Genomic DNA, 11831 nt, shown 5'->3' with positions numbered 1-11831 from the left:
ATGCCGAAAGGCGTTTTCAGAATATCTAGTGCAGAATCTTGCCGAGGAACTGTTTCGTTCTCTCGTGGGTGGGGCTGAGGAAGAAGTGTTCGGGCGTGCCTTCCTCGAGAATGGTACCGTCGTCCATGAAGATCACTCTGTCCGCCACCTCACGGGCAAAACCCATTTCATGGGTCACGATGACCATGGTGATGTTCTTTTCTCCGGCGAGCCTGACCATGACGTTCAGCACTTCCTGCACCGTCTCCGGGTCCAGTGCGGAGGTGGGTTCATCGAAAAGAATGATTTTCGTCTGGCTGCACAGCGCGCGGGCGATGGCTACGCGCTGCTGCTGACCGCCGGAAAGCGTGGCCGGGTAGGCGTGAGCCTTTTCCTCAAGGCCGACCACCTCGAGGTAGTGACGGGCGATGTCCTGTGCTTCGCTCTTCGACTTGCCGAAAAGTTTCACGGGCGCGAGGGTGAGGTTTCCCATTACCGTGAGGTGCGGGTAGAGATTGAACTGCTGAAACACCATGGACGAAGTGTTGCGCACAAGTTCAATGCGGTTTTTCCGGGTCAGTTCCACGTCGTCGATGAACACATGACCCGACGTGGGGATTTCAAGGCCGTTCATGCAGCGTACCGTGGTGGATTTGCCCGAACCGGAAGGGCCGATGATGACGAGTTTTTCCCCTTCCTTCACTTCCAGATTCACGCCTTTGAGTACTTCATGGGAGCCGAAGGATTTATGCACGTTGGAAAGCCTGATCACGTTTTTCTCCCTGGGAGCGGACAGGTAAACGTCGCGCAGCCCCTTGTTTTTCTTTGGCTTTTTTGAAAAGAAAAAAAGTTGTTCTTAACAATAATGTAAAAATATATCCACATGTCATTTTTTTGTCAATTATGTCTATTTCTTTTGTTATTCTCCTTAAATAAAGATATTATGAATGGTAAATTCTCTTTACTGCTATGTAATTCTTTGTTATTTTTGTAAAAAATGATGATATGCTACATAATATTATATCGTTGCGCATTATGATGAAAAGAGAGGTATTTTGGGGATATGGGTAGTATGGTTATTTTTTCAATAATTCAGTTTTGTTGAATAAAATGGAATGTGAGCGGCACTTTGACGGATCGGAAAACGAAGTTTTCCGCTGAGGAAAAAGCAATTAATAAAAAAAGAGAATTTTTTATCCGCTTGTGCCGGGATTTGTTTCCTCTCTCATATTGCAGAAAGTTGCTTTTTCCCCTCCGACGGCAGTTCCGGGGTATGCCGCCGACGAGGAAAACGAAGATAAACGGGCTTCTTCGGCATGGCCGTTTTCCGCATCAGGGAAAGAGGCTCTCAGAGTTGCCCGGCGGCGGGAGCGGTACCGGCAGCACGGGGCGTCGAAGGGCCGGAGAGATAGTTTTGGGGAAAATGCGTGCGGAAGGGGAGGCCGGCGGAGTATGAAAACGCCGGGGAGAGCAGACTCTCCCCGGCGTTCAGAGGAATAGGGCCGTATGGACGGCGAAGGGATGGAGATTTGCCGTGCCGGGATCAGAGGCCCAGCAGGCGTGCGGCGTTTTCACCGAGCAGCTTGTTTCTTACTTCCGGGCGGAAGCTCTCTCTGAACTCATGCACGCAGGAAAGGGGAATGAAGGGATAGGCGGACCCGAACAGCATACGGTCCTGCATATAGTAGTTGCCCGCACGGATGTAGTCGTCCTGACCGGGCAGATGAAAGAAATAGAGATCCGGGCAGAGGTAGATGTTTTTCTGATAGAAGCAGACGCCCAGGATTTCCTGTACGAAGGGCCAGCATCCATGTGCCGCGATGAAGTTCACTTCCGGGAAGTCTGCGGCCACCTTGCTGAGTCGCTGGGGATGGGAATAGGTTCTGTCCGGCCCCGCCCTGCCGCCTATCATGAGCACTACGGGGAGCCCGCAGGCCTCGCATTCGGCATACAGGGGATAGAGGCGGGCATCATCCACATAGCGCGGCTGCGCCATGGCTCCCGGTTCCAGCACCACGCCCTTGAGCGGCCCGTCCAGGCAGACGCGGCGGATTTCCGCAATACCCTGTTTCGGGTCCGAGGCGTCTATGCCGGCCAGGCCTGCGAATTTTCCCGGCCAGGTCTGCGTCAGACGGATGATGTCGTCGTTGGAGACATTGCCCTTTTTGTGGCCTATGCGTCCTGTGGCAACGCCCATGTCTATGCCGTTTTCCTCCATTTCCCGGAGCAGCAGTTCCATGGACTGCTGTCTGGACGATTCGGAGCGGCGCAGGCCGATATTGTCGGCATAGAAGTCCGCGGCGGCCTTGTCCGCATACATGCCGGTATGGAGGAAGCCCCCGAACGGAGGTCTCAGGCGGAAGTCGATGACCATGTCTGCTCCTTTTCGGCTGTGCCGTAGAGGATAGGAGGCGTTTAACCGGGGAAGCGTGTCCGGCTGCCGCAGGAAGGCGTCAGATGCCGCCGGGCTTGTGCCTTACGGAAAAGACGCATTCCGTGCGGACCCGTGCGCCGGATGATCCGGTATTTCCCGGCCGGAGTGTGTTATCTTCATGCTTCTGCGGTTCAGGCCTCGAGTCCGAGCAGCGCCGCCGCGTTGTGGTACATGAGGTCGGGCAGAACTTCCGGCTTGAACAGCGTACGGAAATTGTGCACGCATTCCAGCGGAAGGAAGGGATAGGCGGAGGCATAGAGAATACGCTTGCGCATATAGGTATGGGCCGCCGTCACATAGTCCTGCCAGCCTGGATGGTTGAAGATGTAGAGGTCCGGGCTCAGGTAGATGTTCTGCTGCACGAAGCATACGCCGAGCACGGCCTGTACCCAGGGCCAGCCTCCGTGGGAGACGATGAACTTCACCGTGGGGAAATCGGAAGCTATCTTATGAATGATGCGGGGGAAGCTGTAGTCCACGTTGGGCCCGGCGTTTCCCCCGAGCATGACCATGACGGGGATGTCGTATTTTTCGCACTCGGCATACAGGGGATAGAGCAGGGCGTCGTCGCCGTACATGGGCGGGCGCACCGCTCCCGGCTCCAGCACCACGCCTTTGAGCGGTCCGTCCACCACGGTTCTGTGGATTTCCCGCAGCGACCAGCGCCAGTCCAGAGGATTGAGACCGGCAAAGCCGAAAAAACGGCCGGGGTATGTTTCCGTGAGACGGATGACGTTGTCGTTGCTCATGCCTCCGGCAAAGTGCTCCACGCGGCCGGTGGCTACGCCGATGTCGATGCCGTTGTCGTCCATATCCTTAAGGAGCAGCTCCATGCTTTCTTCCGCGATGGAGGGGGCAAGCTCCCTGCCTATGTTGGAGGCGTAGCTTCTGCAGCGCTCCTTGTTGGTGTACATGCCGAGCTTGACGTAATCCCCGAAGGGGGGACGAAGGCGAAAATCAATGACCATGGGAAGCTGCCCTCCTGTATGGGGCGGCAAGGAAAAAGAAGGAAAAACGGCATGATGCCCCCGGCGGGCGTTCCTCATGGGGGAATCGTCGTGCCGCAGCCCTGCCCTGTCTGCCTAGCGGCAGAAATTGGCGCGGACACGCTTGTCATAGACGGGGGCGGGGAATTTTTCCCGTCCTGCCTCCATGACCTTGAGCAGCCACGCCATGTTGCGGCCGAGTACCTGCATGGTCTGTACGCCTTCCGTATCCTGAGAGAGGAATTCCTCGGGCTTCCAGCCGAAAACGATGTTCCAGTACTGGCTGTTCACGGTGATGAGATTGGAACAGTTGAGGTAGTTGCCGAGCTGCTGGGCCGTGTTGACGGCCCCGGCACGGCGACAAACGGCAATGGCTGTGGCGGGCTTGGGCCCCCAGCCTTCGAGATGTTCCGTGGCGTAGAGCAGACGGTCGAGGCAGGCCTTGAACGTGCCGGGAATGCCCATGTAGTGTACCGGGCAGCCGAGAATGAGTCCGTCGTATTCGGGCAGTTTGTCGATGATGTCGTTGACGATGTCGTTATGGATGCAGTGGTGGCCGTTGGTGCGGCATTTGCGGCAGTCGACGCAGCCGGCAACGGCTTTTGCGCCGATATGGATGATGTCCAGCCCGATGTTTTCCCTGGCGAGTTCCTCACCTACGAGGTTGATGGCGTGCCAGGTGACTCCCCTGGGATTCTGACTGCCGTTGAGAGCGAGAACCTTCATGATGAAATCCTTTGCAAAAAGGTGACACAAGAAGAAGCACAAGAGATGTAAAAGAATGTATAGAGTATATCTGCAGGTTATAACAAAGACTTTTTTTGTTGGTGTTGTATATGGAAAATAAATATGTATTATTCGATGCAATATTCCTTGATGAGCTCCATGACGGCGTTTGCCTGAGGGCTGAGGTAGGAATCGCTGAGGTAGGCCAGCACGGGCTGGAAGATGACATAGTGGTCGATGTCGCGTACGGGGAAAACGTCCTCCGCATAGCTGGGAATTTCGGTATTGGGAATGAGCGCCACGGCGGGCGTGGTGTAGAGAAGATTGATGAGCAGGGAAGGCAGCTGTGCGTCCAGCACCATCTGCGGTTTGAGGTGTTTTGCCTGAAAGGCGGCGACAATGGGGCGGAAGCCGTCGGCATTGGCCCAGCGCCGGGAAAAGAGCAGAGGATACTGCACGAGTTCCTCAAAGGTGACCTGTCCCTCGTGGGCAGGGGGAGGGAGCAGATTGGAGTACACGGCCACCATATGCTGCGGAGGCAGGTTGAAGGTGGTGTAGCAGTTGTAGGAAAGGTTGAGCCGGAGCACGGCGAGCTCTATGGAACGTTCCTGCAGATAGCGTTCTATGGTGGGGGAATCGGCCACCACCGTACGACAGGAAATGCGGGGATATTTTCGGATGAGATCCGGCACGATGCGCTGGAAATAGGACATGCAGTGCGCGCCTATGCCTATGCGTACTTCTCCGCTGAATTCCGAACCTATGTTGCGTATGCTTTCCGCCAGCCCCTCGATATGGCTGAGTATCTGCTGACTCTTATGGTAGAGCAGCTGTCCTTCCTTGGTAACCTTCCATTTTCCGTTGGCGCGGGAAATAAGCGAGCAGCCTACTTCCTCCTCCAGTTCCTTCAGTCGGAGGCTCAGCGGCGGCTGGCTTATGTTCAGGCGCTTTGCCGCCTTGCTTATCTGCCCTTCTTCCACAATGGTGCAGAAGTACAGCATGTCTTTGAGGTCCATGTTTTCTCCGGGGGCATGGTCATGAAATTTTCAGGAAGAGGCAGTTTCTTTTTCCGCGCAGACGGACGACTTCCACAGCTGTGCGGCCGGACCTTCCAGATTCATGAGTTGCCAGGTGTCTACGTGTCGTTCTTCTATGTGGGCGTCCCGTACCGGAGCCCACGCCCTGTTTTCCGGTGCGGCGCGATGCAGGCGAAGATGTTCTTCGGAATCGTAGAGTTCATAGAAGATGAACTCCCGGGCATCGTTCACGTTTCGCTGTATGCTGTGATAGAGAAGGCCGGCATGATGCGCGCAGGCCTTCTCGTATTCGACGAGCAGCACGGCGAAAGCGTCTTCCTGTCCCTGTTTTGCGCGCATGCGCGAGGTGATGGCGAAAGCCGGCATACGGGCCTCAGTTCATGTACTGGCCGCCGCACACGTCGAGGGTGCAGCCGGTGGTATAGGTGGCGTTATCCAGCATGAAGGCAATGGCTTCGGCGCATTCTTCGGCGGTACCCGTGCGTCCCATGGGGACTCTTTTCGCCGTGGCTTCCTTGTTGGGCAGCATGCGGGTGTCGATGGGGCCGGGAGCCACGCAGTTGACGCGTATGCCTTCTTCCGCAACTTCCCGGGCAAGTCCCTTGGTGAAAGCTATGATGCCCGCCTTGCTGGTGGCATAGGCGGTTTTCGCATGACCGGGCTGGCCGCCTGCAAGGGAAAAGCCGTTGCGTCCCGCAGTGGAACTGACGAGCACGATGGAACCGCCGCCCTGAAGGCGCAGTTCGGGCAGCACGGCTCTGCACAGCAGAAAAGTGCCGGTCAGGTTGTTGGTGAGTATGCGGTTCCAGAACTCCAGACTCATATCGGCCACGGAGGGCGCGGGAGTGGGGTTGACGGCGGCCGCGTGGACGAGTCCGCGCAGAGAGCCGAGGCTGCGCGCTTCTTCCACGAGACGGGCGCAGTCTTCCTCCCGGGAAACGTCGCACTGAATGAAGGTTCCGTTTATGAAGGCACGGTCTTCTTCGGAAGGTGCCGTACGGTTCCAGGTTCCGACTATGTGATAACGGGAAGAAAGCAGGCGTGCGGCGGCAAGTCCTATGCCGGTGGCGGAACCTGTGACGATGAGAACAGGCTTGTCCATGGAAGATGACTCCGTATGACTCAAAAAATGCTTCGGAACATGCCGTTCCGCCGGGGCCTTCCGAGGAAGGACCACCGACGGAACAGGGGATGACGAGGAAGAAGGCCTCACCGTTTCTTCGGACGGATATCCGACGTTCCGGCTACTTCAGGACTCCGATTTCTCTGTAGTATTTGGCTGCACCGGGATGCAGGGGCACCGTGGTCCGGCAGGCGACTTCGGGAGTCATGGTACCCCACAGGGGCACTGCCGTGGCGATATCCTGCCGGTGTTCCACAATGGCCTTGGTGATGCGGTAGGCCAGGTCTTCCGACATGTCCGCGTTGGCGATGATTTCGGTATGCGAAGTGAGGCCTCTCACGCCCTTCGCCTTGCCGTCATAGGCTTCGGGGGAAAATTCCGTAACGGTCATGCCGTATTCGTCGGCAATGTTTTTCACCACTTCGGGGTCCACGTCGAGGAAGCGGATGTTCACGGTGGACATGATATCCGTGTATTTGTAGGCGGGTTCTTCGCCGTGATACACGTCCACGTCGATGCGGCCGTCCTTCATCATGTCGATGGAGTCGGGAATGGAAAGGGGGAAGAGCTTCGCGCCGTTTTCCCTGAGCTTGTTCCAGCCTATGCCGTAGGCTTCAAATACCAGACGGGGCATCATTTCATTGTTGCCGCCGCTGGGATTGATGTTGATGCGTATGGGCAGCTTCTTGTCCCGGATATCCTCCATGGAGGTGATGCCCGAGGCCTCGGTGACGACGATGTGGGTATGCGCGCGGGTGTTCATGTTGACGAGCCCGGTGATGTTTTTCTGCGGGCTTTTGAACGGAGCCAGGCCTTTCAGAGCCATGACTCCGTTGTTGGACTGGATGACGCCGATCTGGCTCTGGTTGTTCTGCACACGGATGATGTTGGTGAGGCCGGCCGAGGGGAACATGGAATAATCGATGTCGGGGTTGTCCTGCATGATGGCGTTGCCCACGGCCCCCATGCCCACATAGAAGACGCCTCCCTGATTTCCCGCGGCGGCGTTGAGTTCAATCCTGTCTGCGGCGAACGCCGTTCCCGAGGCTAGGAAGGTAAGGGCTGCGCTTACGGCAAGGGCTTTGAACATGGTATGCATGGCGTACTCCTGGGATGAAGGTGAAAAGGAGAAACTGCGCGTTCAGGCGACCTGTGCGGCGGCCCTGCGCTTTTTCATGAACTGGAAGAAGATCACGGCCGCAGCCAGGGCGAGACCGATGACGTCGGTAAGCGTGCCGGGCATGACCATGCACAGACCGCCGCCGATGAGCATGAGTCTTTCCGGCAGACTGGCGGGAACGAGCAGGTATCCCTGCACTCCGCCTGCGAGAAGAACGACGCCGATGATGCTGGTGATGACGGCGACAACGATGGCCGGGGCCGAGCCCTGCGCCGCAAGTTCCGGCGCATAGATGAACATGAAGGGCACGATGAAGGCGATGGTGCCGAGCTTTGCGGCGGTGAATCCCGTCTTCATGGCCGGGGCCTCGGCGATGGCCGCACCGGCGAAGGCGGCCTGGCATACCGGGGGCGTGATGACGGAAAGAATGGCGAAGTAGAAGCAGAACATGTGCGCCACGATGGGCAGACATCCGGCCTTGATGAGGGCGGGAGCGCCGAGGGTGGCCACGATGATGTAGGCCGGAGCCGTAGGAACGCCCATGCCGAGCACGAGGCAGGTGAGCATGAGGCATACGCAGAGCAGAAAGAGGTTGTTGCCCGCAAAGGAGGTGATCACCGCCATGAGCTTGTAGCCCACGCCCGTGAGGGAAATGACTCCTATGATGATGCCTGCGCAGGCGCAGCAGCTGCCTATCATGAGCACGTTTTTTGCCGAAAGCTCCAGCGCCTCGCAGAAGCTGCGGAAGGAGAAGCGCGTTTCGGCGCTGAACAGCGCGATGAAGGGAACGGAGAGCGTGGCAGCGTTGGCGCAGAGGCTGACGCTTTTTCCCATGCACATGATGGTCACGAGAATGACGATGGGCAGAAGATAGTACAGCCTTCCGATCACGCGGGAGACGGGCGGCACAAGTTCCGCGTCGATATAGCCGAGGTTGGTGCGCACGGCTTCGAAGTGGATCATGCTCCACAGGGAAAGGTAGTACAAAATGGCGGGCAGCAGCGCGGCCTTGGCCACTTCGAGGTAGGGCACGCCTGCAAGGTCGGCCATGAGGAAGGCAGCCGCGCCCATGATGGGGGGCATGATCTGGCCGCCCGTAGATGCCACGGCTTCCACCGCGCCTGCAAAGTGAGGCTGATAGCCTACCTTTTTCATGAGCGGAATGGTGAAGATGCCCGTGCCGTACACGTTGGCCACGGCGGAACCGGAGAAGGTGCCGAACATGCCGGAGGCGAATATGGCCACCTTGGCGGGGCCGCCCTGGGATTTTTTCGTCAGCAGGCAGGCGATGTCCATGAAGATGTTGGTCATGCCGGAGCGTTCAAGAAAAGCCCCGAACATGATGAATCCGAAAATGGTACCCGTGGCTACGGAAGTGGGAATGCCGTACAGGCCTTCGTTGGAAAGATACATGCATTCCAGAATCATGTCGGACGTGATGGGCATGCGCTTGAGCGCCGAGGGGAGCATGTCGCCCCAGAATGCGTAGGCGAGAAACACGAGCGCGATGATGACCAGAGGCCAGCCCGTGGTTCTTCTCGTGACTTCCAGCGTCAGGACTATGGCGCAGACGCCGAGGAAAAAGGCCATCGGCGGCACTTCTTCGGCATAACGCATACGCATCATGATTTCCTCGCTGTGCAGGGTGATATACGCCGATATGGCGATGGCCAGCACGCAGAGGCAAAGATCCATCATGACGAAGAAGGCGGGTTCCTTTCTGCCCTCCGGGTACTTGAACGGGGGATAGAGGAGGAAGATGAGTACCATGACGAAGCCGAGGAAGTCGGCGCGCATGGTGGTGCCTTCCAGAACGCCGAAGGCGGTGAAGTAGATCTGGAACAGAGTAAACAGGATCGCTATGGCTGTTGCCAGAGGTTTGAGAGATGCTCTTGTCGGCATGAGTCCTCCCCATGAGTATCGATGGTCAGAAAATCCGCCTCATTTCAGAGGGTAAGGCAAACATACAATACAAGGGAAAAAATACGCTAATACCTTTATACTTTTTGTCATATATATTTTTAATATATGGACGGAAAAATAAGTCATCTCAACGCCATGAGGTGCCTGAAGCCTTGCGGCGCAACATGAGCGGGGCAGAGCCTTCCCGTGGAGAAGAAGCGTATTCCGGCGGGATGACGGCATATTTCAGGGGCGTTCCGCCCCGCGTATGTATATGCGCGCTATGGGGGTATATTAAAAAGAAAAAGTCCCGTGCGGGGCGGCCGGCAGAAGGTATGCGGCCATGGAAAGCAGCCCCGGACTTCCAGGAGGCATCTTTTCCCTGTCCTTCCCTGGTCGATGAGCGTATTCTTTGCGGCACAGGAAAATCGCGTTTCTGCCAGGAAAACGTGGAGAGCCTGCTTCCCGGTTCGAAGAATGCCTTTGCAGCGCGGACAAAACGGGTGACCTGCATGGGGGAGAATCATGCCTCTGACATTCAGTAACGATGCATTCCATGACCGTTTCGACTGGTACGCCTGGTCCGCGCCCGTGTACGAGGGGGCGGAAGCAGTGCTGAAGGAGCTGGCCGTCAGGAAGTTCAGGAATAAGCGGTTGAAGGGCGTCCGCGTGGTGGGGGCGGCACGGAATATGACGGGTGAAGAGCTCCGCCGTTATGAGGAAAAGCTCCGGTGCACCGCAGGTCTTTCCGCCCCATCTTCCGCGGACGTTTTTTTCCGTTCCCTGCGTATTCCCCACAGTGTAACCTTGTGCGAGCCTTTCATTCTGGATTTCGACGACGGCACGGCTCTGGAGTATCTCCCCGGAGAAGGGCTTTCCGCCCGCATAGGCTGGAACCGTATTCCTCCCACCTGCACGGAAGGGCTGAACCGCCCCAATTTTCGTCCCGAACGGCTTTTTACTCCATACCTTGCGGGGCAGAGTCTGCAACGGGTCCTCCTTGAGGAGAAATCTTCCATGACGCGGCGGTATGAATATTCCGGCGGAGGGCTGGAAAGCTCTCTGACAGAGGGCAACCTTGTACGCTGCGTGTTTCGTTTTTCCCGCCATGCGACGCTGACGGTGACATCGGAGGGGGGCGGCTGGTATGAGCTTGCGCTCTGCCGGGAGAACGGCGCGGATTCTTTGCCGTACCTGCAGTTCAGGGCGGCATCCCTTGGCGTGGAGCAGCCTCTTTTCTGCCACGGCGGAAGCGGGGATGAGCCGTGTTTTCTGGTATGCGCGGAAGACCCGGACGGTAGGTCGCCGGTTCCGGCTTTTTCCATGGATGAAGACGTGCTGGAGATGTACCTTCTGCCGTTTCTGGAACGTCGCTTCGAGTCAGCGCGGAACGCACGCGAAGCGTGGGAACCGAAGGGCTTTGATGTCTACGGCTGCAATGATTACAGCACAAGCGCCGTGCGGGCCATGCTTTCGGACATGCGCGTTGCCGTTTTTGCTCTGCGGGAGGGGAAAGACACGCCTCTTCGGAGCTGCCTGCTTGAGGCGGAGCGCCGGCGGGCCTCTCTTCACGGGGGCGGACATGAATCGGATGCGTTTTCGAAAGAGGACGTCCTTGCCGGAGCCGTGAATGTTTACGAGCGCTTCCTCACGCGCATGGAAGGTATGCTGAACGCTCTGCCCGACGATTGCCGCATCCGTATCATGGGATTGTGAAGAGGAAAATTTCAGCGGGAGAATATTGCCTGCAGCATGAAGAAGCTGGAAAAGAAAAGGGGTTATAAGTTCATCACTTATAACCCCTTGAAATATTGGAGCGGGCAACGGGATTTGAACCCGCAACCTTCAGCTTGGGAAGCTGACACTCTACCGTTGAGTTATGCCCGCAATATGAAAAAAGGCTTACTGGTGGTAAGCCTTCATTCTTTCGTGGAGCGGGAGACGGGATTTGAACCCGCGACTTCAACCTTGGCAAGGTTGCACTCTACCACTGAGTTACTCCCGCGTGGAGGCGACATCCAGATTCGAACTGGAGATCAAGGTTTTGCAGACCTATGCCTTACCACTTGGCTATGTCGCCACGAAATTTGTGCTGGAGCGGGAGACGGGATTTGAACCCGCGACTTCAACCTTGGCAAGGTTGCACTCTACCACTGAGTTACTCCCGCGTGGCGTGAAAGGATTTATAGGCGATTCGGCAGGCACTGTCAACAGGAAAAAAGGGAAGAATATGATTTTTTCCGTCATTCCCCGGGAAAGTCGTAGGTTCCAGGCTCGGAACGAGAGAACAGGGCCTCCCGAATCCGTCAGGGTAAGATCGGGATGCCGGTATGAATCTTGAGTATCTCTTTCGGAATGTCCGGGGTGGAAGGTCTGCTGTCTGTGGCCTGAGGCTCTCCCCGTGTACGATAGGGCCAAAGGCCGTCCGTCTCCCCCTGTGCCGGACCGCCGTTTTTCTCCTCCGCAGGGCTCTCCGGGGGAGAAGCGGGGAACTCCTCTGGGAACGTTCTTGTCTGCTTCCGGT

Annotated in this window: 11 protein-coding genes and 4 tRNA genes; 2 read left to right on the top strand and 13 right to left on the bottom strand. The window is 57.0% G+C overall.

The window, feature by feature from the left end; all coding sequences use genetic code 11:
- Window positions 1–25 precede the first annotated feature (25 nt).
- The 9 genes from CZ345_RS12395 to CZ345_RS12355 form a co-directional block, all read right to left on the bottom strand.
- Window positions 26–751 carry an amino acid ABC transporter ATP-binding protein gene (locus CZ345_RS12395; protein WP_077073425.1) on the bottom strand — a complete coding sequence of 242 codons (726 nt, stop codon included), beginning with the start codon at window positions 749–751 and terminating at the stop codon, window positions 26–28.
- 771 nt (window positions 752–1522) lie between these two features.
- Complete coding sequence (locus CZ345_RS12390) at window positions 1523–2353, bottom strand: amidohydrolase family protein (protein WP_077073424.1); 831 nt, start codon at window positions 2351–2353, stop codon at window positions 1523–1525.
- Window positions 2354–2544: 191 nt separating this feature from the next.
- Window positions 2545–3381, bottom strand: a complete 837-nt coding sequence (locus CZ345_RS12385; protein WP_077073423.1) for an amidohydrolase family protein — start codon at window positions 3379–3381, stop codon at window positions 2545–2547.
- A 114-nt stretch (window positions 3382–3495) separates the two neighbouring features.
- Window positions 3496–4125 carry a flavodoxin family protein gene (locus CZ345_RS12380; protein WP_077073422.1) on the bottom strand — a complete coding sequence of 210 codons (630 nt, stop codon included), beginning with the start codon at window positions 4123–4125 and terminating at the stop codon, window positions 3496–3498.
- A gap of 128 nt (window positions 4126–4253) precedes the next feature.
- A complete protein-coding gene (locus CZ345_RS12375; protein ID WP_077073421.1) occupies window positions 4254–5141 on the bottom strand; it encodes a LysR family transcriptional regulator in 888 nt (295 codons plus the stop codon).
- A 30-nt stretch (window positions 5142–5171) separates the two neighbouring features.
- Window positions 5172–5528 (bottom strand): putative quinol monooxygenase, encoded by a 357-nt coding sequence (locus CZ345_RS12370; protein ID WP_077073420.1) that lies wholly within the window; start codon window positions 5526–5528, stop codon window positions 5172–5174.
- Window positions 5529–5535: 7 nt separating this feature from the next.
- A complete protein-coding gene (locus CZ345_RS12365; protein ID WP_077073419.1) occupies window positions 5536–6264 on the bottom strand; it encodes an SDR family NAD(P)-dependent oxidoreductase in 729 nt (242 codons plus the stop codon).
- 142 nt (window positions 6265–6406) lie between these two features.
- Complete coding sequence (locus tag CZ345_RS12360; protein ID WP_077073418.1) at window positions 6407–7384, bottom strand: TAXI family TRAP transporter solute-binding subunit; 978 nt, start codon at window positions 7382–7384, stop codon at window positions 6407–6409.
- Between the two features lie 42 nt (window positions 7385–7426).
- On the bottom strand, window positions 7427–9307 hold the full coding sequence (locus CZ345_RS12355; RefSeq protein WP_077073417.1) for a TRAP transporter permease: 1881 nt from the start codon (window positions 9305–9307) through the stop codon (window positions 7427–7429).
- Window positions 9308–9318: 11 nt separating this feature from the next.
- Between CZ345_RS12355 and CZ345_RS16720 the strand changes: the two genes are divergently transcribed.
- Window positions 9319–9852, top strand: a complete 534-nt coding sequence (locus CZ345_RS16720) for a hypothetical protein (protein ID WP_144277349.1) — start codon at window positions 9319–9321, stop codon at window positions 9850–9852.
- On the top strand, window positions 9833–11023 hold the full coding sequence (locus CZ345_RS12350) for a hypothetical protein (protein WP_077073416.1): 1191 nt from the start codon (window positions 9833–9835) through the stop codon (window positions 11021–11023). The genes CZ345_RS16720 and CZ345_RS12350 overlap by 20 nt, the downstream gene beginning before the upstream one ends.
- A gap of 96 nt (window positions 11024–11119) precedes the next feature.
- Here CZ345_RS12350 and CZ345_RS12345 read toward each other — a convergent pair.
- From CZ345_RS12345 to CZ345_RS12330, 4 genes are all read right to left on the bottom strand, one after another.
- A tRNA-Gly gene (locus tag CZ345_RS12345) sits at window positions 11120–11194 on the bottom strand.
- A 43-nt stretch (window positions 11195–11237) separates the two neighbouring features.
- Window positions 11238–11312, bottom strand: a tRNA-Gly gene (locus tag CZ345_RS12340).
- Between the two features lies 1 nt (window position 11313).
- Window positions 11314–11387, bottom strand: a tRNA-Cys gene (locus CZ345_RS12335).
- Window positions 11388–11400: 13 nt separating this feature from the next.
- Window positions 11401–11475, bottom strand: a tRNA-Gly gene (locus CZ345_RS12330).
- Window positions 11476–11831: the final 356 nt, after the last annotated feature.

The organism is Mailhella massiliensis (assembly GCF_900155525.1).
Taxonomy (GTDB): domain Bacteria; phylum Desulfobacterota; class Desulfovibrionia; order Desulfovibrionales; family Desulfovibrionaceae; genus Mailhella; species Mailhella massiliensis.
Note: the sequence above shows the minus strand (reverse complement) of the source record. Positions and strands in the feature narration are given on the sequence as shown.

What these genes read in the sequence shown, in the direction of transcription:
- CZ345_RS12370 (WP_077073420.1), bottom strand. Translation starts at nt 5,528, where the DNA reads ATGCCGGCTTTCGCCATCACCTCGCGCATGCGCGCAAAACAGGGACAG.
- CZ345_RS12380 (WP_077073422.1), bottom strand. Translation starts at nt 4,125, where the DNA reads ATGAAGGTTCTCGCTCTCAACGGCAGTCAGAATCCCAGGGGAGTCACC.
- CZ345_RS16720 (WP_144277349.1), top strand. Translation starts at nt 9,319, where the DNA reads ATGAGTATCGATGGTCAGAAAATCCGCCTCATTTCAGAGGGTAAGGCA.
- CZ345_RS12375 (WP_077073421.1), bottom strand. Translation starts at nt 5,141, where the DNA reads ATGGACCTCAAAGACATGCTGTACTTCTGCACCATTGTGGAAGAAGGG.
- CZ345_RS12350 (WP_077073416.1), top strand. Translation starts at nt 9,833, where the DNA reads ATGCCTCTGACATTCAGTAACGATGCATTCCATGACCGTTTCGACTGG.
- CZ345_RS12390 (WP_077073424.1), bottom strand. Translation starts at nt 2,353, where the DNA reads ATGGTCATCGACTTCCGCCTGAGACCTCCGTTCGGGGGCTTCCTCCAT.
- CZ345_RS12385 (WP_077073423.1), bottom strand. Translation starts at nt 3,381, where the DNA reads ATGGTCATTGATTTTCGCCTTCGTCCCCCCTTCGGGGATTACGTCAAG.
- CZ345_RS12365 (WP_077073419.1), bottom strand. Translation starts at nt 6,264, where the DNA reads ATGGACAAGCCTGTTCTCATCGTCACAGGTTCCGCCACCGGCATAGGA.
- CZ345_RS12360 (WP_077073418.1), bottom strand. Translation starts at nt 7,384, where the DNA reads ATGCATACCATGTTCAAAGCCCTTGCCGTAAGCGCAGCCCTTACCTTC.
- CZ345_RS12355 (WP_077073417.1), bottom strand. Translation starts at nt 9,307, where the DNA reads ATGCCGACAAGAGCATCTCTCAAACCTCTGGCAACAGCCATAGCGATC.